The sequence below is a fragment of the Desulfobaculum sp. genome, assembly GCF_054921475.1.
On the sequence record NZ_JBUDSW010000010.1, the window covers coordinates 1 to 25941 of the forward strand.

The 25941-nt window shown below is 62.3% G+C and carries 22 protein-coding genes; 12 read left to right on the forward strand and 10 right to left on the reverse strand.

All coding sequences use genetic code 11. From position 1 onward, the window contains the following. The 3 genes from ACY69P_RS01270 to ACY69P_RS01280 all read left to right on the forward strand — a co-directional run. Positions 1-285 (forward strand): cupin domain-containing protein (locus tag ACY69P_RS01270; RefSeq protein WP_462326311.1); only part of this gene is annotated, 285 nt, incomplete at its 5' end. A gap of 183 nt (positions 286-468) precedes the next feature. Beyond that, positions 469-1140: a carboxymuconolactone decarboxylase family protein gene (locus ACY69P_RS01275; protein ID WP_462326312.1), complete on the forward strand. Its 672-nt coding sequence runs from the start codon at positions 469-471 to the stop codon at positions 1138-1140. A 178-nt stretch (positions 1141-1318) separates the two neighbouring features. Next, a complete protein-coding gene (locus ACY69P_RS01280) occupies positions 1319-1777 on the forward strand; it encodes a GNAT family N-acetyltransferase (RefSeq protein WP_462326313.1) in 459 nt (152 codons plus the stop codon). A 187-nt stretch (positions 1778-1964) separates the two neighbouring features. On the opposite strand, the gene ACY69P_RS01285 is transcribed toward ACY69P_RS01280, so the two are convergent. The 3 genes from ACY69P_RS01285 to ACY69P_RS01295 all read right to left on the reverse strand — a co-directional run bounded on the left by ACY69P_RS01285 (position 1965) and on the right by ACY69P_RS01295 (position 5631). Continuing rightward, on the reverse strand, positions 1965-2813 hold the full coding sequence (locus ACY69P_RS01285; protein WP_459898145.1) for a glycine betaine ABC transporter substrate-binding protein: 849 nt from the start codon (positions 2811-2813) through the stop codon (positions 1965-1967). 122 nt (positions 2814-2935) lie between these two features. After that, the gene (locus ACY69P_RS01290; protein WP_462326314.1) at positions 2936-4297 is read right to left on the reverse strand and encodes a radical SAM protein; all 1362 of its coding nucleotides are present in this window, start codon (positions 4295-4297) and stop codon (positions 2936-2938) included. Positions 4298-4374: 77 nt separating this feature from the next. Continuing rightward, entirely contained in the window at positions 4375-5631 is a 1257-nt protein-coding gene (locus ACY69P_RS01295; protein WP_462326315.1) for a M24 family metallopeptidase, read from the reverse strand. Positions 5632-5833: 202 nt separating this feature from the next. On the opposite strand from ACY69P_RS01295, the gene ACY69P_RS01300 reads away from it, so the two are divergent. The 5 genes from ACY69P_RS01300 (at position 5834) to ACY69P_RS01320 (ending at position 10341) form a co-directional block, all read left to right on the forward strand. Continuing rightward, positions 5834-6724, forward strand: a complete 891-nt coding sequence (locus ACY69P_RS01300) for a LysR family transcriptional regulator (protein WP_462326316.1) — start codon at positions 5834-5836, stop codon at positions 6722-6724. A gap of 117 nt (positions 6725-6841) precedes the next feature. Next, positions 6842-7309, forward strand: coding sequence for a CreA family protein (locus ACY69P_RS01305; RefSeq protein WP_462326317.1), 468 nt, complete (start codon positions 6842-6844; stop codon positions 7307-7309). A 189-nt stretch (positions 7310-7498) separates the two neighbouring features. After that, positions 7499-8332 carry a methyltransferase domain-containing protein gene (locus ACY69P_RS01310; RefSeq protein ID WP_462326318.1) on the forward strand — a complete coding sequence of 278 codons (834 nt, stop codon included), beginning with the start codon at positions 7499-7501 and terminating at the stop codon, positions 8330-8332. Between the two features lie 243 nt (positions 8333-8575). Next, positions 8576-9571 carry an amidoligase family protein gene (locus ACY69P_RS01315; protein ID WP_462326319.1) on the forward strand — a complete coding sequence of 332 codons (996 nt, stop codon included), beginning with the start codon at positions 8576-8578 and terminating at the stop codon, positions 9569-9571. Positions 9572-9573: 2 nt separating this feature from the next. Continuing rightward, on the forward strand, positions 9574-10341 hold the full coding sequence (locus ACY69P_RS01320; protein WP_462326320.1) for a gamma-glutamyl-gamma-aminobutyrate hydrolase family protein: 768 nt from the start codon (positions 9574-9576) through the stop codon (positions 10339-10341). 50 nt (positions 10342-10391) lie between these two features. On the opposite strand, the gene ACY69P_RS01325 is transcribed toward ACY69P_RS01320, so the two are convergent. From ACY69P_RS01325 to rfbC, 7 genes are all read right to left on the reverse strand, one after another. Further along, positions 10392-11597: a mercury methylation corrinoid protein HgcA gene (locus ACY69P_RS01325; protein WP_459898129.1), complete on the reverse strand. Its 1206-nt coding sequence runs from the start codon at positions 11595-11597 to the stop codon at positions 10392-10394. A 526-nt stretch (positions 11598-12123) separates the two neighbouring features. Then, positions 12124-13419 (reverse strand): menaquinone reductase integral membrane subunit QrcD, encoded by a 1296-nt coding sequence (qrcD, locus tag ACY69P_RS01330; RefSeq protein WP_459898127.1) that lies wholly within the window; start codon positions 13417-13419, stop codon positions 12124-12126. Next, positions 13412-14233: a 4Fe-4S dicluster domain-containing protein gene (locus ACY69P_RS01335; RefSeq protein ID WP_404846238.1), complete on the reverse strand. Its 822-nt coding sequence runs from the start codon at positions 14231-14233 to the stop codon at positions 13412-13414. Before ACY69P_RS01335 ends, qrcD begins: the two co-directional genes overlap by 8 nt. A 15-nt stretch (positions 14234-14248) precedes the next feature. Further along, positions 14249-16279 (reverse strand): menaquinone reductase molybdopterin-binding-like subunit QrcB, encoded by a 2031-nt coding sequence (qrcB, locus tag ACY69P_RS01340; RefSeq protein WP_462326321.1) that lies wholly within the window; start codon positions 16277-16279, stop codon positions 14249-14251. Between the two features lie 15 nt (positions 16280-16294). Beyond that, positions 16295-16897: a menaquinone reductase multiheme cytochrome c subunit QrcA gene (qrcA, locus tag ACY69P_RS01345; protein ID WP_404846236.1), complete on the reverse strand. Its 603-nt coding sequence runs from the start codon at positions 16895-16897 to the stop codon at positions 16295-16297. Positions 16898-17161: 264 nt separating this feature from the next. Further along, positions 17162-18604, reverse strand: coding sequence for a mannose-1-phosphate guanylyltransferase/mannose-6-phosphate isomerase (locus ACY69P_RS01350; protein ID WP_462326322.1), 1443 nt, complete (start codon positions 18602-18604; stop codon positions 17162-17164). A 48-nt stretch (positions 18605-18652) separates the two neighbouring features. Continuing rightward, a complete protein-coding gene (gene rfbC, locus ACY69P_RS01355) occupies positions 18653-19216 on the reverse strand; it encodes a dTDP-4-dehydrorhamnose 3,5-epimerase (protein ID WP_459898118.1) in 564 nt (187 codons plus the stop codon). Positions 19217-19414: 198 nt separating this feature from the next. On the opposite strand from rfbC, the gene ACY69P_RS01360 reads away from it, so the two are divergent. The 4 genes from ACY69P_RS01360 to mobA all read left to right on the forward strand — a co-directional run bounded on the left by ACY69P_RS01360 (position 19415) and on the right by mobA (position 25689). Further along, complete coding sequence (locus ACY69P_RS01360) at positions 19415-22180, forward strand: PAS domain S-box protein (RefSeq protein ID WP_462326323.1); 2766 nt, start codon at positions 19415-19417, stop codon at positions 22178-22180. 390 nt (positions 22181-22570) lie between these two features. Then, positions 22571-23911, forward strand: a complete 1341-nt coding sequence (locus tag ACY69P_RS01365) for a tetratricopeptide repeat-containing serine protease family protein (protein WP_462326324.1) — start codon at positions 22571-22573, stop codon at positions 23909-23911. A gap of 23 nt (positions 23912-23934) precedes the next feature. Beyond that, positions 23935-24984, forward strand: a complete 1050-nt coding sequence (locus tag ACY69P_RS01370) for an extracellular solute-binding protein (RefSeq protein WP_462326325.1) — start codon at positions 23935-23937, stop codon at positions 24982-24984. A gap of 57 nt (positions 24985-25041) precedes the next feature. Next, a complete protein-coding gene (gene mobA / locus ACY69P_RS01375) occupies positions 25042-25689 on the forward strand; it encodes a molybdenum cofactor guanylyltransferase (protein WP_462326326.1) in 648 nt (215 codons plus the stop codon). Positions 25690-25941 lie beyond the last annotated feature (252 nt).

The following is a 25941-nucleotide window of genomic DNA, read 5'->3' on the forward strand; positions in this document are numbered from 1 at the left end:
ACCTTTGAGCCGGGGTGTCGCAACTGGTGGCACATCCACCACAAGGGTGGCCAAATTCTGCTCGTGACGGGTGGCCGCGGCTGGTATCAGGAAGCCGGAAAACCCGCCCGCGAGCTGCGCCCCGGCGATGTGGTCCACATAGCGCCCGAGGTCAAGCACTGGCACGGCGCGGCCAAGGATTCGTGGTTTGCCCACGTGGCGGTGGAAGTGCCCGCCGAGGGCGGCTCCAACGAATGGGTCGAACCTGTCAGCGACGAGGAGTATGACGCGCTGGACGCGCGCTAGGCCCGGGGCGCCCCCTCCACAGGCCCCGCCATTCCCCCACACCCCAAGGCGCCACAAAGGCGCGGACAACCACCAACGCACTGCCTGCAATGCACGGAGGCCGATATGATTAGAAGGACATCCCTCCTTTCCCTCTTTGCCCTTGTTTTCACCTTCGGCCTTGCATCCGCAGCGGAGGCAACCATGACGACAAAACACACACCGGAACCAGCCCTTGATGCCCAACAGCAGGCCATCATCACCATTGCCGCCTTTACCGCCAGTGGTGACATGGACCGGCTGACCCCGGCCCTCAGTGACGGGCTGGACTCCGGGCTGACCATAAACGAAATCAAGGAAATCCTCGTCCAGCTGTACGCCTATGCGGGCTTTCCCCGCAGCCTCAATGCCCTTGGCGCATTCATGACCCTGACGCAGGAGCGCAGGGCCAAAGGCATTCTGGACGCCGAGGGCAAAGAGGCCTCGCCCCTGCCCGCCGACATGGACCGCGACGCCTACGGCGCCCGCGTGCGCGCGGACCTTGCCGGGCAGAAGGACATTCCCACCACGCGCGCGCCGTACCAAGAGTTCACGCCCATTATTGATACGTTCCTCAAGGAGCACCTGTTTGCCGACATCTTCGCCCGCGATGTGCTGACGCATCAGCAGCGCGAACTGGCGACCATCGCCGCCCTGGCAAATATGACCGGTACCGAAGGGCAGCTCTTTTTTCACTTTGGCGCCGCCATGAACACAGGCCTGACCACCGCGCAGATGCACGAGTTCATCCGCGTACTGGACACCAAAGTGGACACGAAACAGGCCCGCAGCGCGCGGGTGGTGCTGACCAAAGTCCTTGCCCAGCGAAGCAACTAGGCGCCACACGCGCCGCGCCCGCCAGCCCTCCTCCGCCCCGCTGGACTGATGCTGGCGGCGGGGCTGGACGCAGACACGGCAGGGCCACGGTGCCCCCCCCCCGAAACCCCTTCGGTCTTGCGCGCATTTGGGGTAGAGTCGGCTCGCACAAAGAGCCAATGCTCAAAGGAGATGCGCCATGCATATTTGTGAAGTTCCGCCGTCGGACGCACCCCACACACTCCTCCTGTTGGCGGACCCGTCCGAGGACAAGCTCGCATCCTACCTGCCGCAGTCGCGGTGCTTTGTCGCGCTGGCAGAGAAGGACCACCGCGAGGTTCATGGCGCGTGCGCTGTGCTCCCTTTGCCGGATGGCGGGTATGAGCTTATGAGCATTGCCGTTGCCCCCGAGCATCAGCGGCGGGGCATTGGCTCGCAGTTGTTACAGCATGTGATAGGCGTCTTCCGCTACAGCGGCGCCCCGCGGCTGGAGGTGGGCACCGGGAGCTTTGGCTACCAGCTTGCGTTTTACCAGCGCCACGGGTTTCGGGTAACGGCCATCGACCGGGATTTCTTCGTCACCCACTACCCCCAGCCCATTTTTGAAGACGGCATCCAGCTCCGGGACATGCTGCGCCTTACGCTGGAACTGCCCTAGTCCGCCCAGAAGCCCCGCCCGGCGTCCTGTTTGGGTGTCGCCGCGCCGTTGCCCTGCCCCCACGCATAAGAAAGGCTCCCCAGACAGGAATCTGTCCGGGGAGCCTTTGTCTGGCCATATAATCACCCGCCACAGCAGGTGCCGGGGGCGTGCGGCGCGGCGCTTTCGCCTGCGCACGCTGCGCCCGTTACTTGAACCACGACTCGACCAATTCCGAATTGGCCTCAATCCACTTGGCCGCGCCCTCTTCGGGGTCGCCGGTGCGCTCGATGGTGGCAATGAGTTCTCCAAGGGTGCTATCAGTCATGAACCACGAGTTCATCCAGCCCAGAACCTCGCCGTAGTCCTTGTCAAAGCCCTTTCTGGTGATGAAGAAAATGTCGTCGCCTTCACCGTAGACGTTTTTCGGGTCCTTCAGGTACTTGAGGTCAAACTTGGCAAAGGCGCTGTGCGGGTTCCACAGGGTGACCACCACGTTTTTCTTGGCCTCGTATGCGGCCTTCAACACGCCGAGCATGGCCGGTTCCGAGCTTTCCACAAAGTCGTACTCAAGGCCGTATTCCTTCAGGGCGCCGCGGGTCATCTCGTTCAGGCTGGAGCCGGAATCAATGCCGATGATTTCGCCGTCAAACATCTCTTTGTTTTCAGCAAGGTCGGCCAGCGAATCGATGTCCACATAGGAGGGGACCACCAGCCCAAGGCTTGCGCCCTTGTACCAGGCATTCTGAATGTCAAAATCCTTGCCGTAGCGGTCTACAAGAGGCTTATCGGAATTGGGCAGCCACACTTCCAGCCCAACGTCCAGCGAAGCATTCGCCACAGCGCTGTACATGACGCCATTGCCCACCTGCGTCAGCACAACGTCGTAGCCGCGCTTTTCCAGCAGAATCTTCCACATGTTGGAGACCGCGACATTCTCGGCCCAGTTGTTCACGCCAAACCGAATCGTCTTATCCTGCGCATTGGCATGCTGCGGAAAAACGGACAACACACAGACCATGGCGACGAGCGCGCAAATTCCTTTCAGCCTCTTCATACATTCACTCCTTGTCTTGGTTTTGCCTTTTGATGGGGGGCCCAATCTTTCCCCACGTTCCACGGACACGACGTCCTTACACTTCCGCCAGGGCTTGTGCCCTAGGCGCATACCATCCCAACTTACAGCCGTTGAATCAGGTACAAATACAGCGGCAAACGGCTCCACGTTTTCAGCTGCTTCAGCTCAAACAGCGTGCGCGCTGACGGCGTGCTCAGACACAGGGGCGACATATACACCGTCCCTTTCGCCTGCGCCGGGCCGCCCGCCGCGCCGACCAACTCCAAAAACGACGGGATGTGCCCCTGCGGCAGCGCATCGTCAAAGACGAAATTTCCCGTGCATTCAATGGCTGCATGCCGCGCGCTGATCTCCTGCATACGCTCAAAACAGCGGGCGACCTGCGCACTGCGCAGAGGTTTGCCGATGAAGTCCAGCGTCTGCTGGTCCACGGATTCCAGCCCCACGTTGATGGACACCGAGGCCCCGCAGGCCCCAAGGCGTGCAAAAAAGGCGTCATCCTTGGCCATCAGCGACGTCACACTGCCAAAGAGGAACACGCTCGCGCCCTGCATGTAGGACCGGTCAATCCCCAGCCGCTCCCGCGCCTGACCGATTGCCCATAAAATCGTCGCGTCATCAGCGCCAAGGGCGTCGTGGTCGCCAAGGAACACGGCGTTGTAATTGATAAGGTCGCGGCCATACAGCGCCGCCAGCTGGTCAAACTGCCCGGCGATGGCCGCCCGCGAGCGGGTCCGGAAGGGCATGGTGTTTTTCACCGTGCAGAACCGGCATTTATACAGACAGCCCTGCGAGATATTCAGCGGAATCACGTTGTAGTCCACGTGCCGCGCATCCGGCGGCAAGACCGATGCGCGCCCGCCGCAGGCCGCAAACAGGCGCTTCGCCTTCTGGCGCAGCCGCTGCGGGGTCTTGTCCGCCACCCGGCCGAGAAACGCGTGAAACTGCGGCGGCAGGTCATTGGCTTTACGCCGCACGGCCTGCACTTCATCACACCAACCGTCCACCAGCGCCTGCACCGCAGGTATGGCAAAGGGGTCTGTGCCCAAAATGGCGTTGGACGCGTACGGCAGGTTCGGCAAATAGTATTCGCCGAAGGTCTTGAACACCTCGCTGTACGGTTCCGGAATCCGGAAGGACACCTGCGCCGGGAACGGCGATTCCGTCAGCGTTTCCCACGAGCCGCCGTAGCCGCCGGTGGAATAGTACACCCAGTCGTCCCCGGCGGTGCGCCGGAGGTATTCAAGGTCGCTCGGCCATGCGCCGCCGCGGCCTTCGGCCCGGATAATGTCGCCCTCAAGGTTAAACAGCAGCCGCGCCGAGGGGGTTTCCACCTCGTGGTACAGCCCGTAGGTCACGGGCCGCCGCTGTTTGACGTAAGCGTTCTCGCCCCGCCTATGCAACGTGATGCGCAGGTCGCCGCGTTCCAGTATTTGCGTGTCCGACATCTGGGTTTCTGGCATCTGGTTTTTTTCTGGCATCTGCGCTTCCGGCGTCTGACTCTTTACCGCTTCGTCATGCATTGTGCCGCCCGGCCTTGCTACTTGAGCAGTTCGTCTTCAAAGGGATAATGCGTCAGCAGCGTGGTGCCGTGCTCGGTCACCAGCAACTGTTCCTCCAGCTTCACGCCCTCGCGGCCGCCCTGCTCGCCAATGTAGGACTCCACACACAGCGTCATATTCGGCTGGATAACGCCGTCGTATCCCGCATCCGGGAAGTCGGCGCGGTGATACAGGTAGGGATATTCGCCGGACATGCCCACGCCGTGGGCGGACAGGTAGTAGCGGTTGGCGTGGTACTTTTCCGGGATGTCCCACGCCTTCTCGGCGTACTCGCGGAAGGTCATACCCGGTTTGATGATGCCAATATTGTGCTGAATCTGCTCGTAGGCGACCTTGTACAGCGTGCGCTGCTCCTCGGTGGGGGCGTCCGGTCCGGCGTGAAAGGTGCGCGAAAAGTCGGAATAGTAGCCATGGCAGCCCACGACGTCGGTATCAAAGCCGATGAGTTCGTTCTCGCCGATGACCTTGTTGGCCGACTCCTGAAACCACGGATTGGTCCGCGCGCCTGAGCTGAGCAAACGGGTTTCCACATAGTCGCCATTCAGGGCAATGATTTCCTGATGCATCACGGACCAGAGCTGATTTTCCGTAATGCCGGGGCGGATGGCCCCGCGCATTTTGCCCGTAGCCTGCTCCGTCGCCTGCAGCGAGGCGATAACGCACTTGAGTTCCTCGTCGGACTTAATGCAGCGCGCCATTTCCACAGGCTCCTGCGCGTCCACGATGGGGATGCCCTGCCGCGCCATTTCAATGGCGACGCCCGCGTTCATCCGCTCCAGCCCAACGCGCAGGTCCGGCCCGACCAGCTCGCGCATGAGGGCTATCATCTTCTGCGCCCACTGCGCCTCGCGCTCGCGGATGTGCGGCCCGGCGGCCACGAAGCTGGCGGTCTCGGCGGGGCGGACCTCGTCGATGGTTTCCAGCCCGTCGGCAAGGTGCTCGCACCCCGTAAATTCAAACAGAATGCTCCTGTGTTCCGTCAGCAGCAAATAGCGCGAAGGCGCATTGCGGGCGGAAAACACCTGCATATTTCTGGCGCCTGTGGCGTAGCGGATGTTCACCGCGTCCGACAGAATCAGCGCGTTAACGTCGTATCGCTTCATTTCCCGGCGCACGGACGCCAACCGGTACTGGCGGACCGCCTTCAGGTCGATGCCCGCGCTCTCGGGCGCCACATCCACGAGTTCCGGCCAGTTCATGTACTGATTCTCCGCGTGCCATTCTATAAGAGCCATGTGTGTCTTCTCCCGGTGTATCGCTCCGCGCGGGGCATGCTTCGCCCCGGCATTGTGTGCTGTGAACGAGGAGAACCTATACGCCAAGAGCCCGTCTGCACAGTGAGAACCTATCCGAAAAGCGTATAGGTCATAGACAACGCCTGCCCGCGCGCGTACGTTGCCCGCAGACCTCCCCCGGGAGCACGGAGAAAAATGCATCATGATTTCGTTCAATTTCACGCATCTGCAATGCTTTGCCGCTGCGGCGGAAACGGGGTCGTTTTCCGCGGCGGGGCGGCGCCTTGGCAAGGCGCAGTCCGGCGTCAGCACGGCTGTGGCCAATCTGGAAATCGACCTTGGCACCCAGCTGTTCGACAGAAGCCGCAAGTACCTTCGCCTCACCAAGGAGGGCGAAGCCCTGCTGCGCGACGCCCAAAGCGTCATCCGCGGCGCAGAGCGGCTGGAGGACCGGGCGCTGTCCTTCTGCGCGGAGGAGGACACGCACATCCGCATCGCCCTTGATGAAGCCCTGTATCCGGACTTCATTGAGCATGTGCTTGGTCCGTTTGAAGCCCGCTTTCCCTTTACGGAGCTGGACCTGCTGACGGGCATCTTCAACGATGTTGAGGACTACGTGGCGTCCGGCATGGCGGACATCGGACTTGTGGTAAGTGCAGGCATCCCCAAACGGCTGGAGACCTACACCCTGCTCTCGTACCTGCCTTTTCAGGCCGCGGCGTCCGCCACGCATCCCCTTACCCGCAAGGAAGGGGTCACCCTCGGCAACCTTGAGGACGAGCGCCAACTCGTGGTCACCAGCCGCACGGCGGAAAAGGACACCGAGGTGACCCACTTCAGCCAAAAGCGCTGGCTGGTGGACAGCTACGCCACGTGCGCCGCCCTTGTGGAACGCCGCCTCGGCTGGGCCTTTTTCCCATCCAGCATCCTCGCCACCGTGATGGCGGAGCGCAACATCGTCCCCATTTCGCTGGAACTGGAACTGCGCGAGCACGCCTCGCCCCTGTACCTCATCCGCTCCCCGCACAAGACGCTGGGCAAGGCTGGGCAGTGGCTCCTGCGTAAGCTGGGGGACTTTCACAAAACCACCTAGCCCCGCCCGCCAACAGGCCCGCACAATTTGACACCACGGCCCGATTGCCCCAGAACAACACAGTCTTCACCCGGCACGGCTGCCCGCCGTCCACCGCCCTATAACCCGAGAGGCATCATGCGTATCCGCCACATTTGTTTTTTGACCCTGCTTTGTCTTCTTTGCGCCGCGCCCAGCTTCGCGAGCGACGCCCGCGTTGTCGGCGAGGTCTCCACGGAATGGAAAATGCTCGGCCCCGACCACACCATCAAGATTTTCTCCTTTGACGACCCGGACATCCCGCAGGTGACCTGCTACCTGTCCCGCGCCATGAAGGGCGGCATCAAGGGCGCCTTTGGTGTGGCAGAGGACAAAGCCAGTTCGTCCATCACCTGCGTGCTGACGGGCAAAGTTGATGAAGCAAGGCTCCGGCAGCTGGAACAAGGCGAAGAGGTCTTCTCCCAGCGCGCGTCGTTCATCTTCAAAAGCATCAAGGTGGTGCGGTTTATCGACTTTGAAAAAGGCGTCATCACCTACCTGACCTACAGCCGCAAGGTTATCAGCGGCTCCCACAAAAATTCCGTCGCCGCCGTCTGCTACAAATAACCCCGGCGCGCCATAGCCCACTTAAAAAAGCCCCCATCTTGGGGGCTTTTGTGTTGTGTACCACGCGTGTGTGGGGTTCGCGCACTGCCACCCCGGTATATAACTTGCTTCCTCTTCCTCACGCGGCGTGCCCGTCAGTTTCCCGTCGATACTGCGCATCCGCAAACACACCAAGTCCAGTGAGGAACCATGTCCGCCCTGCACCCTGATTACCATATTCATCTGGCAACACAGGCCCTCAAGGCCCACGACGCCACCACGGCCTACGCGCACCTCAAAACCGCCCAAGTCCTCGCCCCGGACGCCGTAGACCACGCCCTGCTCCAGCGCCTGCACGCCAACGAAGCCACACGAAAAACCATGCCTCTTCCAACCTATGTCCGTTTGGAGCGCGCAGCGCAGGTCATCCGGGACCTCCACGGTGCGGACAATGACGAGTTCTCCGTCCTTGATATTGGCGGGGGCAAGGGGCTGCTGTCCCACTTTCTTGGCAATGCCGACTATATGCTGTGCGAGCCGCAGGAAAATACGCTGTTGGCGCACACGGTGCAGCAGTTAGGGCGAACCTTTGACTTTGTCGTCTCCGTCCATGTTCTGGAGCACGTCCCCGCGGCAGACCGGGCGCAATTTCTGACGGACCTCCTTGCCCTTGCTGGACAGGCCGTTATCCTCATTGTCCCCATTGCGGTGAAAGGGTTCGACAAGAACGAAGTTGAGCGCCTGATTTACAAACACCGAGGCGCTCCATGGGCCAAGGAGCACCTCGAATGCGGCCTCCCCTCCCGCGAAAGCATCCTTGAACTGGGAGAATACGTTGGCGCGCAGGTCCGCGAATATCCCGGGGCAGATGGGCTGGCGAGCATGCTGGGCTTTTTCTTTGATGATTTAGGAGCACTTTCCCGGAACCCTGCCGTTACCGCATATTTCAAGGATGTTGACGCCTTTTTCAAAAACAACACTCATTTATTTCAAGCCTCCGTCCCTACTGGTGATCACATTTTCGTCTTCACCAAGGACGCCTAAAGACGGACAGACGTCGCCATCACCTCCACATATCAAAAAGCCCCTCCAGAGGGGCTTTTTTCGTCCCGCGGCGTCAACGACGCCCTTTAAAGGGCACGCCGACCTGCAAATGCCAGTGGCTGGCGGCTTTTCCGCGCCCGGTTGCGTCCTGCCCGGATTCATGTGTATGTCTAGGTGATTCCATGTTCTTGGCGCCCACGCGCCAAGGGCGCCACGCAGACAACACCGACAGGACATACACATATGACACAAATGCCCATGCCCCCCGTCACCACAACGCAGGACAACGCCCTGCGCCGGGTGGGCTTTGAATACGAAATGGCAGGCCTCACCCCCGACACCGCCGCCGACTGCATCATCAGGCTGTTCGGCGGCCGCAAGGTGGAGCGCAATCCCTTTGACATCACCGTCACGGACACCCCGTATGGCGACTTCGCCACGGAGATGGACGCCACCCTCCTCAAGAACCAAAAGTACAAGACCATCCTTGAAACAATGGGCCTCGACATTTCGAAGTTCATTGACGAGGACAGGCTGGACCATCTGGTGCTGGAGACCTCGCAAAACATTGTGCCCTGCGAGATAGCCACCCCGCCCCTGCCGCTGGACAAGCTCCACGTGGCCGAGGATTTGCGCCAGGCCCTGCACGAGCAGGACGCCAAGGGCACCAAGGCGTCCATCCTCTACGCCTTTGGCTTTCAGATGAATCCCGAAATGCCGGAAGTCACCACCGAGGCGGCACTGCGCTATCTGCGCGCCTTTCTGCTCCTTGAGGACTGGATGAAAGAAACGCTGAACGTGGACCTTACGCGCCGCATGACGCCCTTTGTGGATTCCTTCCCCGAGGACTACAAGGCGCTGGTCCTCAGTCCCGACTACGCCCCGGACCTGCAGCATCTTGTGGTGGACTACCTGACCCACAACCCCACGCGTAACCGCACCCTTGATATGCTGCCGCTGTTCTGCTTTATGGACCGCTCCATCCTGGAGGCGGCCACGCTGGACATGCACCTCATCAAGGCGCGCCCCGCCCTGCACTACCGCCTGCCCAACTGCCTCATCGACGACCCGACATGGACCGTGGCGGCGGAGTGGGACATGTGGCTGCACGTGGAGCGCCTCGCCAGTGACGAGAAGCGCCTTGGCGAAATGGCCGAAGCCTTCATGCACCTGCACGGCACGCCCCTCAGCGCGCTGACCAGGCCATGGGCCGCACATGTGCGGGAGATGATGGAGTAGCCATGCGCCCGACGGTTTGGGTCACGGCCCCGCGCCGAGGCGGCTTGGGGCCGTGGCTGTTTACATGGCTCTGCCTGCGGCTTGCCGGAGCGCGCCCCATTCGGGTTGTGCCCGGCGGGCCGCTACCGGACGCGCCCATGGACGCGCTGGTCATCGGCGGCGGCGCGGACGTGGACCCAAGCCTCTACGGCGAACAACCCGCCCCGCCCCCGCATGTGGCCCCACACCATAGGCGCTACTGGGGCACGCGGCTCTTGCTCTCGCCCTTTATCTACATCCTGCGGCGGCTTCTCAGCCTCAAGCGCTCCACCTCCTCCGGCAAGGACCGCGACGAACTGGAAACCCGCCTGCTCCACCGCGCCGAGGACCTGCGCTGTCCTGTGCTTGGCATCTGCCGCGGCGCCCAGCTGCTCAACGTCTTCCACGGCGGCACCCTGCACCGCGACCTTGAAGCCTTCTATACGGAAACGGTGCAGATGCGCACCATTCTGCCCCGCAAATCCGTCACCGTGGACCACACCACGCTGCTCTACCGCCTTGTGTCCTCCCGCCTCCTGTGGGTGAACGCCCTGCACAAACAAGCCGTGGACAAGCTGGGGAAGGGCATCCGCGTGTGTGCGCGCGAGGAGAGCGGCGTTATCCAAGGCGTGGAGCACACCGGGCGCGACTTTGTCCTTGGCGTGCAGTGGCATCCGGAATTTCTCTACCACCTGCGCGCCCACCGGGGCATCTGGCGCGGGCTGGTACGCGCCGCAAAAAAAGAGGGATAGCCGTCTCCGGCCATCCCTCTTCGTTGTGGTCTCTCGCAGTCTTCGCCGCGCTATCCAAGAAAACGCGATGCCCCCCACAGCACGGCCCACACCGCGCCGCCAATGCACTGCCCAAGGAGCGGGCGGCGGCAGACGGTCACAGGGCCCATGGCTGCGCCGATGGGCGTCAGCCGGGCAAAATCGCGCGCCAGCCAGCTGCTGGCACTCACAATCAACGTGCCAAGGGCCACCACATCAAGCGCGGACAGCGCTTCCGGCAGCATGGGGAGCGTCACGCACGCGGCAACAGCGCCCATGCCAAGGCCCTTGTAGGTCAGCCTGCCGCCGGGCAAGACGGGCAGCAGGAGCGGAACGGCCACACTCCCCGCGGCAAGAGCGGCAACAGCCGCCCACACCACACCCAGCATCCGCGACCACGCGGCATCAAAATCAAACACATCCGGCCCCATGCCCGACAGCACAAAGGCGACAACGGCAAACAGGGCAAGTGGCCGCAGCAGCGCGTGCAGCTGACGCGGAATGCGCACCATGCGCTCGGCCAAGGTGAAGGTCGTTTCCTGCATGGGCACGGTGGCAACGCCGCCGTTTTCAAAAAATCCCTGCCAGTCCTTGGTCCGCCGGGGACCGTACACCAAAGAAAACCCGCTCTGGCCCATGACGATGTCGGCATCAAGGCGGTGCTCAACGGATTGGGGCACATACACGCGGCGGTGGCTAACCACATCGTGCAGGCGCGAGGCCCGCACCGCGTGCACCAGCGCCGGGACGGAATACAGGTGCCGCTCGTCAGCCTTCCATGAATCCTTGCGCGTGGCGTCAAAAACAAGCAGCCACGCGTCAATGCCGGAAAGCTCCTTGCGCAGGACATCAAAGGACATTTTGCGGTTCGGCACGGCCAGCACCGGTGCTTCCTCATCGGGAAAGCCCACGCAGTACAGCCCCGGGGCCACAACATGCGAGGCCCGCAGCACGCCAAGCCCGGCAAGGACCATCTCGCCCATGTCGCGCAGGGAAAGATAGGGCTTGACCCGCGGCACGTGGCGGCGGCCAACCTTAATAAATTCCTTTACAAAGGGGCACAGGGTAAACCCCGCCCGCTGCTGCGGCGGAAAGTCCACGCGTGTATGCGGGCCCTTGCCCGGTTCCTCGCCCCAAATGGCGGCCCGAGGATCAATGAGACAATACGCTCCTTCCATGGAGGACACATCGTCCTCACGCTTATGGATTGTGGAGTATTGCTCCTCATTCTGTCCCATTCTGCTTTTCCTTCTCAACCACCGCACTGCGGTGACGTCTGAACAACTCTCGTCGTCATATGCGCTGGCGAGCGTGTCCGCCCGCACAAAAAAAAGAACGCCCACACCACGGACGGCATCCGCCATCCGGGCACGGTGCGTCGTCTTCAGGCTTTTCACTTGGCTTCTGGCCCGGGGCGCTGTGGCCCGCGCGGACACGGCCGGGCACTCCCGCCCAACCTCCGCCACGATTCGTCTTTGGCGGCGCAAAAATTTTCTCGGCACGCGGACGTTGTCTTCCGCATGCCGGACGGGGAGCTCCGGCCTCTTTCGTCCGGGGCTCGCCTCCAGGAGACCAGCGGCAGAGCGCGGCCCGTGCGGGTCCGGCACCAAAGCCCGGCCGCCGCAGTATTCACCGGACATCCTGCTGCATCGTGCCTTGACGATAGACGCTCCCCAACCTTCCGTCAATATGAAGCAATCCCCATCGCAAAAAGGCCCGACCGGATTTCCGGTCGGGCCTTGAAGACGGGTCTGGCGGGGGCGTTTAGGCTGTCGCCGTTGCCTCCGCGTCGTCCTTCTGCTCAACCGGAGCCGCCATGCGGGGCTTGGCGTTCAGCTCCTTCTCCTGCGGGAACACAGGCAGGTAGCGGTAGGACAGGGACAGAACGAGCATGCCGTAGGCAACAACGCCAAGGCAGGGTGCCCACTCAGCCCAGTTCGGGATGTAGTTGTACCACTGGTCAAAGGGCATAACCGGGATAGCCAGCGCCTGAACGGTGAAGACGTAACGGTTCAGCGTGACGCCGGTGCAGTTCAGGATAGCGGCGGTGTACAGCAGGCCCGGAGTGTTGCGGAAGCGGGGCACCATCAGCAGGATGGCGGGCAGAACGCCGCACAGGCCCAGCTCAATCCACAACAGGCTTTCGCCGTAGCCAAGGCCGCTGTTGAACATCTGATCCCACGTCAAGCCGGAGCGCGGCAGCACGTCGGCGGCCCAAGCCCAAGTGTCGGCAAACTTGAAGAACAGATACAGGCACAGCATGGTACCGCCAATGCGGCACATGAGTTTCTTGACCTTGTAATCCACAAGGGTCTTGCCGGTGAGCAGCTCCATGATCTTCACGACCAGCACGGAGAAGCAGGGACCAGCAGCCACAGCGGACAGCACGAACAGGAAGAACGTCCACGGCCAGATGAAGAACCCGTCACGCAGGATGTAGGGGCGGCCAAAGAGGACGCCGTACATGCCGCCAAGGGAACCCTGGTGGAAGGTGGACAGGAACGCGCCGATACCGGCGATGAGCGGCATAACCACATGCAGGTTGTGCGCGAGGTTGTGCAGGTAAGGAATCTCGTTGAGCTTCCTGTTCTCAAGGATGTTCGGCACAAACTCAATAGCCAGCACCATGAGGTAACAGGTGATGCAGAACATCACTTCCGTCAGCATGGAGTGGACGTTGGCGTGCCAGTAGCCGAACCACGAGCGCAGCGGCTGCCCCACGTCCAGCGCCAGAACAAGCATGGCGCCGGAGTAGCAGATGAAGCCGACAATGACCGTGAGGTTAACAATCTTCTCAAGCTCCTTGATGTCGAGGATGTACTTGAGCAGACCGGTGAAGAAGGCTCCGGCGCCGAGGGCGATGACCGCAAGGTCAAACGTGATCCACAGGCCGAACCCGAAGTAGTTGTCCAGAGCGGTACGGGCCAGTCCGTCCGGCACGAGAATCATAAAGAACTCGTACAGACCGGCGGCCAGCAGCACACCGACGAACCCGAGCCAAAGCAGGAACTTGCCGAGCGAGCACCGCTCGACGCCTTCAGGCCAAAGAGCTCTATCCATTGTGACCTCCATTGCCGTGGGCTACGGGGCCCGGTTCGTTTTCAAGGTAGTTGTCACCCTGTCGACGCACCCACTCGCGCTTACTCATGTAGTACACCTGCGGGTCAGTGCCCAGGCGCTCAAGCAGGCGGAAGGTGTAGGGGCTGCGAGCCAGCTCGTACACCTTATGCTCGGGGTTCTTCACATCGCCAAAGGTGATGGCGCCGGTGGGGCAGGCCTCGGCGCAGGCGGGGATGTAGGCATCCTCGGGCAGCGCGTTCGGGTCCTCGCCAGCCACGCGGGCGGCGTCCTTGGCGTACATCCAACGGTGGTGGCAGAAGTTGCACTTTTCCACAACGCCGCGCGAACGCACGGAGACGTTGGGGGTCAGCTGCTTTTCCATGCCTTCGGGGTACACGGGCTGGTCCCAGTTGAACACACGGGCGTGGTAAGGGCAGGAGGCCATGCAGTATCTGCAGCCAAAACAGCGGGGGTAGATCTGGCTGACGATGCCGCCGTTTTCGTTTTTGTCCGTCGCCGTTGCCGGGCAGACGGTCACACAGGACGGCATGCCGCACTGCATGCACGGACGCGGCAGGAAGGCGCTGTCATGCGCGCTGCCCTGCTTGCCGTTGGACAGTTCATAGATGGTGATCCACTCCAGCTTCTTGAAGCGGGTGGGGAAGCCCTTCCCGGCGATGCGGTCAAGCTGCTGACGCTGGGGGGCGATATTATTTTCTTTGTTGCAGGCCACAGTACACGCGCCGCAGCCCGTGCACTTGTCTATGTCGATGACCATGCCCCATCTGATCGGGAATTCTTTGAATGCTGACATGATGCGTTCCTCTTTTTATGCGTGGGCGATCTCGACCAGGGTCTTGGACCATGCGGTCATACCGGTCTCGGGCTCGTCGGTTGCGGCGAGCAGTTTGAAGGCATTATCGCCCAGACCGCGGGAGAACTCGTCCCAAGCGGTGTGTCCAAGGCCCAGAGGAGCCGCCACAACACCGGTCATCACCTTCTCCGTGATGGCCACCTGAGCGGTCATCTTGCCGCCGGGGCCGGAGAGGCGGACCGTCTGCCCCGCCTTGACGCCGCAGGTGCGGGCCGTCTTGGCGTTCATCTGCACCATGCAGTCGGTTTCGCGAACGGTGGAGACGTTCAGCGGGGGAAGAGCGACCTTATCGGTGCCAAGGTTGGTCTTCACGATGGGAGCCAGCGCCAGAGCGCCAGTGCCCATGGTGGCCGGACCGTCAATGGCACATGCGGCCAGATTCAGCTGCTTCGGCGTGCTGCTGGATGCGGTGAAGGTCTGTCCCCTCTTGAGGCCGCGCCAGGATGCGCCGAGGGCTTCGGCCTTGGCCTTCAGCACTTCGCGGAAGTTCCGGTAGCCAAGGTCCATGCCCAGCGTCCCGGCAAGGCTCAGGGCGACGTCCGCGCCGTGGCGGGTGTCGAAGGCCTTCTTCGCAACGGGGGTGTTCACATTGTAGGTGGCTTCAGCCGCACCGTACGGAGTGTACACGTCGTCGTAGCGTTCCACGGTCATGGACGCAGGCAGCACAAGGTCGGCCTCGGCGGCCGTCTCGTCCATGAAGGAACTGATGGTGGCAACGAAGGGCACCTTCTTCATGGCGCCGCTCAGCTGCTCGGGCAGGGCGTAGGCCGGGTTGGCGTCGTAGACGACCATGGCGTCCACGCTGTCCTTGCCAGCGGCAACGCGCTGCATAAAGCCGACAAAGTCGCCTTCGTACATGGCGGAGCGGGACACGGCGCCGGGCACCACAACAGGAGCGTCGGCAACGGCCTTTACGCCGCCGGTAGCGCCGACGCGGCCCAGCAGGGCGTTGAGGCCAAGGGCGGCAAGCTGGATGCTTGCGCCGCCACCGCCGAGGAACTCGGAACCAGCAACCACGAGGGGACGCTTGGCGCTTTTGAGTTCCGCAGCCATGCGCTGCAGGTCGCGGGCACGCACACCGGTCTCGCGTTCAACGCGGGCGGGAGTGTAGGCCGCAACCTTGCGGGCAAAGGCGTTAAAGCCGGAGAAGCTGGCGGTCATGCCGTCCTGCACCAGCAGGTTGGCCAGACCAAGCGCGATGGGAGCGGCCATGCCGGGGCCAGCCTGCACCCATTCGTCACAGACCACAGCGGTATTGTTCTGCACCGGACCGGCGTAGACGTACTTGGCCGTGGCGGGCTTGCCGGAGGGATGCGTTGCGGAGAACGCCTGCGCATTGCGGACCGCCGTGCCGGAGGACTCCAGCGCGTCGGCGCTCAGGAACAGGACATGGTCCGCGTTCTCGATGTCGTACCCGACCTGACCTTCGCCGCCCATCATCTTCCACGCACGCGATGCGCTCTGCGCCTCGCCGTTGGTGAGGAAGAACTGGCCGTCAAGGTTCGCCACGAGGGCGTTGAAGATTTCACTCGCGGAGCCGGTTTCGTCGCCGCACACGGCAGCGACTTTGCCTTTGGCCGCGCCAACCTTCTCGGCCAGCAGGGCTTCTGCCTCGTCCCAGCTGATGGGCTGATGGCCGGAGGCCGTCTTCTTCATGGGGGTCTTCACGCGGGAGGGGCTGTACAGCAGCCCAACTTCCGCCGCCGCCATGGAGGGGATGGCACCTTTGCCCAGGGGATGGTCGGGATTGCCGGCCACACCGACGGGCTGGCCGTCTACAGTGGCGACACGGATGCCGGCACCGGAGGGGTCCATCTTGGATGCGAGTTCAGAGAAATATATAGCCCTTTTGGGGACTTTAGGATTCCACTTCCAATTCTGCGTCCAAATCGACACGTCGTCCGTCAGCTTCCACGGGATGGGGGTAATCATCAGCCCAGCCGTGGCACCTGCGGAGAACGTCAGGAAAGCTCTTCTATTCAACATTACGCCACCTCACTCTTAACGATGACAGACGTAGCAGGCGTTGCTCTGACCGCTTTCGGCATGGCAGCGCTCGCATTCCCACATCTTCATTGTTCCACGGCTGTAGGCCGGGTCCACACCAACGCCACGGCCAAAGACGATCTTATAGCCGCCGTTGGAGTAGTCCGTGAGTTTGTTTTTGTAGTACGTGGGCGGCGTATCCGACGTTTCCATGTCCGGGTGGCAGGTCGTGCAGTCCATGTCCTGGTGCGCGGCGTGCGAGAAGTACACGTTGTCCGGCTGGTACTGGTAGATCAGCCATTCCACTTCCTTCTCCTTGTTCACGTACTCCTCAACGAACTTTTCCTCGTCGGGGTCCGTGCCCAGCACGTCGTAGTGACAGTCCGCACAGGACTGCGTGGACGGGATGCCGCTGAACGAGCCGTCTTCCTTCAGGTAGTGACAGTCGTCGCAGAACATGCCCTGGTCTTCCACGTGCACGACATGGCTGAACCGGATCGGTTGCTGCATCTCGCTAAATAACACGCGGGGGAAGACCCACCATCCTACAAAGAGCATCGCCACAAATCCGACGAAGAATGGCAACGCCCCTCCACTGCTCGAAGATTTTTTCACCATGTGCTCTCGCCTCATCCTTAGGTAGAATGTTTTGACCGCCGGGTCCCCCCCGGTCTCTTCCCGGTCACGGGAAACGACTGCCCTAAGGCCCTCGCCACAGCCCCAAGGCAGACGCCCCACCCCGGGCACCAAAATGCCGGAGTGCGATTTCCGCCGTGGGACAAAAATCCTTAAAAATTCCCATTATGACCGAGGCAGTTCTAGGCATGAGAACCTAGACGTGTCAAGGCCTAATGAAAAAATTCACGAACCGCGATTTCCGTTTTAGCTGACGTCCTTGGAAGCCTTTATCCGTCCGTATTCGTCGTCAAACCGGACGATGTCGTCCTCCTCCAAATACGGCCCGCTTTGGATTTCGATAATTTCCACCGGAACCTTGCCGGGATTGGCAAGCCTATGCATGGACGTCTTGGGAATATCGACGGATTGGTTTTCGTACAGGAGCATCTCGTCGTCATCCACCCGCACCTGCGCGGTGCCGCTGATGACCACCCAGTGTTCGCTGCGGTGGTGGTGCTTTTGCAGGGACAGCTTGGCCCCGGGCAGCACCTCGATGCGCTTGATTTTATAATGCGGGCCTTCCTCCAGCACGGTGTAGCTGCCCCACGGGCGGTGCACCGTCACGTGCGCCTCCACAAGGGAGCTGCCCTCGCTTTTCAGAGTACCCACCACGTCCTTGACGCGCTGGACCTTGTCCGCCGGACAAATAAGCGTGGCGTCGCGGGTCTGCACCACAATAAGCCCCTCCACCTCCACGGCGGCAAGCTTGCCCCCGCGCGACAGAAGCAGGCTGTCCTTGCAGTCCAGATTCAGCACGTCGCCGCGCACCACGTTGCCGTTTGCATCCTTGTCGCCAAGGCGGTGCAGGGCCTCCCAGCTGCCAAGGTCGTCCCAGCCAAAGTCCGCGCGCACCACGGCCTGCTGACCAACCTTCTCCATGATTCCGTAGTCCACGGAGATGTCCGGAAGTCCGGCGTAGCCGTCCACCAGCGCGCGCTCGCCCCGCTGCTGCCACCACGCGTCCAGCTCGGGCTGAAACTCCGCCACGGCATCCATAAACGCCTTGATGCTGAACACGAACATCCCGCTGTTCCAGTAGTGCTCGCCGTCCGCAAGGTAGCGCTTGGCGGTCTCCAGATCCGGCTTTTCCACAAAGGCCGCAACCTCGAAGCCCTCGTCCCCAAGGGACGCGCCGCGCTGGATGTAGCCGTAGCCCGTCTCGGGATAGCCCGGCGTCACGCCAAAGGTCACAAACCAGCCCTCGCGGGCAAGGCGCACGCCACGCTCCAAAGCGTCGTGCCAGACCTCGGGCTTATGAATCATATGGTCGGAGGGGAACACCGCCACCACCGCGTCGGGGTCGCGCTCAAGGGCGCGCTCCATGCCCAGCATGATGGCCGGGAGCGTGTTGCGGCGCATGGGTTCGGCCAAAACCTGACCGTCCAGCCCCGTGTCCAAAGTGCGGAGCTGACTGCGCACTTCAAAGACATGCTCCTCGTTGGTGACGACCCACAGGTCCTGCGGGTCAAATATGGACAGAGACCGGGAGACGGTCTCCTGCAGCAAGGTCTGCTCGCCTGTGAGGGCAAGCAACTGCTTGGGGTACAAACTGCGGGAATACGGCCACAGCCGCGTCCCGGAACCACCTGCCAAAACGATGGCCTGACATCCCTCCAGCCGTTTTGGCGCGGGGGTCTGCTCTGTCATGGATGCTGTCCTTGGGTCGAGTGTTTGTATGCTGTTGCCTTCCGGCCGTTACGACGCGGCGTCAAACCGGAACGGGGACGCAAAATCCCTCAGGCGTTGCAAATGCTTGTCCTTGTCGGAGAGGATGGGGTCCTGTTCCGGCCAATCAATGCCAAGGTCCGGGTCGTTCCAAAAAATGCCGGAGTCGCACTCCGGCGAGTAGAAGGCGTCCACCTTATACTGAAACTCCACCTCGTCCGTCAGCGTCAGATAGGCGTGGGCAAAGCCCTTGGGGACGAACATTTGCAGAAAATTCTCTTCGCTCAGTGTTTCGGCGTGCCACTTGCCGTAGGTGGGTGAGCCAACGCGCAGGTCCACGACCACGTCGTACACCGCGCCGCGCGTTACGCGAACGAGCTTGGACTGCGCCGCTGGCGGCGCCTGAAAGTGCAAGCCCCGCAACACGCCCCGCTTGACGGAACGCGCGTGGTTGTCCTGCACAAAATCGACCTCTATCCCGTGTTCGGCAAAAACCCGGCGGCTCCAGCTCTCAAGGAAAAATCCCCGTCCGTCGCCGTGTACTGCGGGCCTGATGATGAACAGTCCGGGAAAACCGGTCTCCTGAATTTCCACTTTTTTTCCTCCCGACATAAGAATGTCAAATCCTTACCCGAGTTTGTGGCGTGACACAACTCGCGCGCACCGCGTCCCCCCTTCCAGACGAAGGTTTGACACGATGATTCCCATCTGCATATATCCCAAGCAGCTCACTTCAGGGACTGCGGCGCAGCACCACCTCCAACCATCACCTTCGGGACGGAGTAGACGGACATGCACGAGCACCTGCCCCCGGAACGACTCCTTGCGCGAGACGAGCGCCTTCGCGAGGAACTTCAACGCGTCACCCGCGAACGCGACGCCCTTGCCGCGTCAAAAAGCCAACTCGATTCGCTGCTTGAAGCTTCCCCATACATTTTTTATTCCGCTCCGTTCACCGCCTACGGTCCCATCTCCGCCATCAGCCCCAATATTGCAGGCATCCTTGGCTACACTCCCGACGAGGTTGTCGCCGACCCGGACTTTTGGCGCTCCCGCATCCATCCGGACGACCCAGCGCCAGCCATTGCAGCGCAGCGCCTGCCCATTTCAGGACGGCACACCGCCGAGTACCGCTTCCGCCATGCGGACGGCTCGTGGCGGATGCTTCGTGATGCTATGACCCTCTGCGCCGGGGACGGCGAAACAGCCACCATCACCGGCATTATCACGGATATCACGGACGAGATGACGCTTGCGCCACAGCCCAGCGCGCCCTGCTCGCAGGACGCCCCGTGCAGCGCCCCGCGCGACGCCGCAGGGGAATGCCATTTTGCGCTCTCCCTCGCCCGGCTGGAAGACCTCCTCTCCAGCGCGCCATTTATTCTCTATTGCGTCCTCGACACCGACGGCTTTCCGGGGTTGTACATCAGCCCCAGCATCACGGACATCCTCGGCTACACGGTGGAGGAAGCGACCGGCAGTACGGAGTTTTTCCTCCAGCACATGCATCCCGACGACCTTGGGGTCATTGACGTGGAGGATGTGCTCCAGTCCCTTGGGCACCACATGGTGGAATACCGCTTCCGTCACGCCGACGGTACATGGCGCTGGATTCGTGATGAAATGGTGCTGACCACCACGGCAGACGGCGAAAAACGCATTGTGGGCCTAATGATGGACGTCACCCCGCAACGCGAAGCCGCCGTCCGGATGAAGCGGCACGATTCCTTCTTCAAGGCTATCTTCGACAGCTCGCCGTCGGGCATTCTCATCACCAACAAAGACAGCTTCATCATCGACGCCAACCGGAAAGCGGCGGAGATATTTGGGTATACCAAAGGGGAGCTGTTAGGGAAACATCCTGACGATCTCACCCACCCAGACGACTACGCCATCACCCGTGAAATCATCGATTCCATGGACAGCGTGAACGCCTCGTGCACGCTGGAAAAACGCTACCTCCACAAAAATGGGCAGCCATTCTGGGCCGATGTCCGCGTCAGCGCCATCTACACGGCATCCGGGACCAAGGAATACGCCATCGTCACCATCAACGACGTGACGGAACGCATGCATGCGCAGCAGCGCCTGCGCCGCACCGAAGAGGAAAAGCACACCATCCTCTCCACCATTTCGGAAATCGTCATCCGGCACGACCTGTCCCACACCGTGCTGTGGGGCAACGAGGCCGCCACGCGCTCGCTGCACCTGAAGCAGGAGGACCTTGCCTCCCGCAAATGCTACGAACTGTGGCACAACCGCACCGCCCCATGCGAGGGCTGTCCCGTACGCGAAGCCATCGACACAGGCGATCCCATTGCGCGCGAGATGACCACGCCGGACGGGCATGTGTGGTTTGTGACGGGCTACCCTGTCTTTGATGCGCAAGGCGCCGTCACCGGCGCCATTGAGGTGGCGCGCAACATCACCGAACAAAAATTCGCCGAAGAAGCCCTGCGCCGGTCGGAGTCCGAAAAACAGCTTATTCTGTCCACCATCACGGAGACCGTCGTCCACCAGACCGCGGACCGCCGCATCATCTGGGCCAACTCCGCCGCCGCGGACGCCGCAGGACGCGAACTGGACGACATGGTCAACAACGCCTGCCACAGCATCTTTACGGGCCGCGACACGCCCTGCCCCGGCTGTCCGGTGGAGCGCGTTCTGGAAACGGGCACCACCATGCGCAACGAAGTCACGCACGCCGACGGCTCCATCTGGGAGGTACAGTACTACGCCCTGCGCACAGGAGAGGACGAGCACGGCAGCATCCTCAAGGTCTCCCGCGAAATCACGGAGAACAAGCGCATAGAGGACAACCTGCGCCGCGCCCGCGACCTGGCGCAGGATGCCAGCACAATGAAGACGGAATTCCTCGCCAATATGAGCCACGAGCTGCGCTCGCCCCTCAACGGCGTGCTGGGCATGCTGGATGTGCTGCTGGATACGGAACTGGACTACGAGCAGCGCGACTGTGTGGAAACCGCCCTGCAGGCCGGAGAAGGCCTGTTGACCATCATCAACGACATTTTGGACTTCTCCAAGTTGCAGGCGGACATGATTACCCTGTCCCACAACGAGTTCAATCTGCGGCGCACCATCCGCATGGTCATCAACACCTTTGCCCAGCAGAGCAAACGGCAGGGGCTGACCATCGGCTACACCGTGGACGACTCCATCCCCAAGATGATCATTGGCGATGAAGGCCGCATGCGCCAGATTCTGTTCAACCTTGTGGGCAACGCGGTAAAATTCACCAAAAAGGGCAGTGTGCGGGTGGACGTGCAGATGCTGCGCAAGGCCACGGCCCCCGGCTCGGCGCGTCTGCTCTTCACCGTCACGGACACAGGCATCGGCATCCCCGACGACAAGCTGGAAACCATCTTCGATCCCTTCATTCAGCTCAACTGGGGCAAATCGCGCAAGTATGAGGGCACGGGCCTTGGCCTTGGCATTGTCCGCCGCCTTGTCTCCCGTATGGGGGGCATCATCACCGTGGACAGCTGCGTGAACAAGGGCACCACCGTGGACTTTTGGGTCAACATCGCCCTGCCGTAAAACACCTCACCCCGCATAGAGAACGCCCCAAACGCAATCAGGCGCCGCCCCGTATACGGGGCGGCGCCTGATTGCGCGTATGATTCAATCCCGGCATGCCGGGGCATCACCTGCTAGGCAACGCAGGGCGTTGCGTTCCACACGATGATAACCGCCAGCACGAAGAGCGTCCGAAAAAGCTGTTTCATGGTGCGTCCTCCTCTGTGAATCTGGTGTTCATGCGAGGGCAGTCATAAGCGTTGCTTACGCAACAGTCAACCCCGCATTTGCATTTCTCCCCTTCCCCTGCGCTGGTCCATTCCGCGAAAATCCGCTCCCTCGTTGCCTCGACGAGAATCATAGTGGTATAGTTGCCTCCTCAACCTTTGACCAAGGCAGGCCATCGCCACCATGCCCGCACCACGACACCGCCCACACCCGCGCACCAGACGCGTCCGCGCCCTTATGGCGGCGCTGGCGTGTGTGGTCGTGCTGTGCGCCCTGCCTGTGCGTGCGGCGGAGGTGTCCTTCTTTACCGCCGCGCCGCCTGCCCCCGGCGAGGAGTCGCGCCTTCGGGCCGCAGCGCGTCACGACGACAGCGAGGCGCAATTCCTGCTTGGCTTTCTGCTGGCGGGCCGTGCGGAGCGCGAAATGCGCGAGGGCTGGCACGGCAAGGGGCGCATTCTGTTCAAGGAGGCCGCAACATGGCTGCGCCGCGCCGCGCGGCAGGACCACCCCCGGGCGCAGTTTGCCCTTGGCTACCTGCACCTGCGCGGCCTTGGCGTCCCGCGTGATACCGCCCTTGCGCGCAAATGGCTCACCACCGCCGCCCGCAAGGACATCCCCGATGCCATGCTGCTGCTGGGGACCATGGACATGCAGGGCGAAGGTGCGCGGCAAAATGTTCAGCGCGGCACAGGCCTGCTGGCCTCGGCAGGAATGGCCTTTGCGCGGGAGCGGCGCTTTGACCTCGCCCTTGAATCCGCGCGCCGCCTCAGCGCATTCCGGCCCGGTCATCCGGCGGTGAAAGTCATTGTGCAGGAGGTGGAACAGCATGGCACCCAGCCCGAATCGCCCGACACGCTGTCCACGGGCACAGGCTGGCCCGTGGCAGAGGGATACGTTGTCACCAATTTGCACGTGGTGCGCGGACGTCCACGCATCGACCTGCTGCTTGAAGACGGCACGCGTCTGACGGCGTATGTGGCGGAAGCCGACATGCAAAGCGACCTTGTACTGCTGGGCGTTGAGGACCCATGCACCCTGCCGCCGGCCCTGCCCCTTGCGGCCCAGCCCCCCGGCCTTGGGGCCAGCGTCTTCACCATCGGCTTTCCGCAGGTCGCCATTTTTGGCGCCTCGCCCAAGCTCTCCACCGGACGCATCAGCGGCCTCAAGGGTATACAGGACGACCCGCGGACCTTCACCATCTCCGTGCCCCTTTCCAGCGGCAACAGCGGTGGTCCGCTGGTCAATGACCGCGGCGAGGTGGTAGGCGTTGTGCAGGCGGTTATTGACGCCCAGCATGTCTTCCACACCACGGGTGAACTGCCCGGAGAAATGAATTACGCCCTACGCGCGGAGTTGGTCCGCAGCCTCATTGCCCGCGCGCCCCGGCATACGGCGGGGCTTGGTGGCCGCATCAAATCCATCTTTGGGATGGGGTGCCCCGGCACGCTGTCCACGGGCGAGCGGTCTTTAGAGGCCCTTGCCAGCGCTATCCAGCACTCGGTTTTGCTGGTTGTGGCGCGCTAGCCCTTCGGCGACAAGGAGTCATCATGCGCCTTTTCCTCTTGCTTCTTTTCGTCGTGTGGTCCGCGCCTGCACAGGGCGCGGAGCCGCTGCGCCTGCTGACGTGGCAGGGGTATGCTCCCCCGCGCCTTGTGGAGCGCTTCACGCAGGAAACAGGCATCAACGTCTCGGTGACCTATTCCAATAATGAAGAGATGATTCCTCTGCTGCGCGCGCCCGATGCGCCCTTTGACCTCGTTCAGCCCAGTCAGGACCGCATCGCCGGGGCGCAAAAGGCCTACGGCTTGTACCAACCCATCGACCTCGCACGCGTCAAGACCGAGCTCTTCGACCCTGTCCTGCTCTCGGCCACACTGCACCACACCAGCATTGACACAACGCCCTACGCCGTGCCCTTTTGCTGGGGAACGTCGGGACTTATCGTCAACACCGCCAAGGCTCCAGACGCCACGGACTACGACGCGCTCCTCGACCCCGCTTACAAAGGGCGCATCAGCTACCGCCTCAAACGCCCAACCCTCATCGCTCTGGCGTTCAGCCTTGGGGAGAACCCCTTCCACCTGTACGGCTCGCCACGGCACTACGAGGACCTCATCAGCCGCGCGGCGTCCCTGCTGATGACCAGCAAGCCCCTTGTGGCCATGTACTGGAACACCGCCGACGAACTGCGCCGCGCCATGCAGGACGGAACAGTCCACGTTGCCATGGGCTGGGACAACGACGGCTGGGCGCTCAATGACCAGAATCCCGACATCGCCTTTGTGGTGCCCGCCAGCGGCGCGCTGGGCTGGATGGACACCTTTGCCCTTCCGGACAAGGCCACCAACAGTGACGGCGCCTACGCGTGGAGCAATTTTATGATGCGCCCTGAAAATGCCGCGGCATTCTCCAATTTGGAATTTTTCCCCACGGCTTCACGCCATGCCCACCGCTATCTGGACGACCGCATCCGCGTCCACCACACCCGCACCTACACCCAAAGCGCGATGGCAAACATCAAATGGTACCCGCCCGTCTCCGATGAGCTGGAATCCATAGAGGCCAAAATCCTCGACAGCATCAGCCGCGCCCGCTAAAACCACTGCGAGCACCGTGCGCAAACGGATCATTTTTCCTGCGCGCTACCATACGTCATGCCAACCACACACCACATATCCATCGCCATCCTCGCTGGAGGCCGCGGAGAGCGCCTCGGCGGCGTGGACAAGACCAGCCTGCGCCTTGGCGGCCGCACCCTGCTGGAACACCAGCTTGCCGTGCTGACCCCGCTGTCCACAGACATCTTACTCGTTGGCGCGGGGGATGCGGATACGGGCGCGGCGCCCATCCGCGCCGTCCCGGACCTGTTGCCTGCCTCGGGACCACTCACCGGCCTACACGCCGCCCTCAGCCATGCCCGTTTTGAGCGGGTGTTGGTCGTCCCTTGCGACGCGCCCTTTCTGCACCCGGCCTTGCTCCAACGGCTCCTCAGCGCCGCGCCGGACGCGCCCGCCGTCGTCCCCCGTGGCGAGGACGGGTTTTGGCATCCACTGCGTGCGGTGTACTCCCGCGCCATCCTGCCGGATATTGAAGCCCTTGCGGCCACGGGTGTGCGGCAGGTGGTACGCCTGTTTGACGCAGTCCCGGCGCATCCCGTCTCCTTTGACGACCTGCGGCGCGTGGATCCGCAGCTGAGCAGCTTCTTCAACATCAACACCCCCGGCGACCTGCGCGACGCGGAAAATGGCATCCACCACAGCGCCGGCCCCTCCCTTGCGGCCAAGCCCCGCCGCTGGAGCTAACCATGCCCGCATCCAGCGCCGCTGCGCTTTTGCGCCATGCCGCTGCCGCCTTCCCTGGCCGCCGAGGCGCCCCCACGGCCCCGGCCCACTCCGGCAACGCGGCTCCCGCGCCCCCCCTGTGCCACGCCGCAATCCGGCGCAAACGCCCCCACGCCCCCACGCGGCGCGATGTGCTACAGCTTGACAATTCACCCGCACCGTGCTTCCACACCCGCCATGGAGAATGAAACGGAACACATGCTCCGCCCGGTG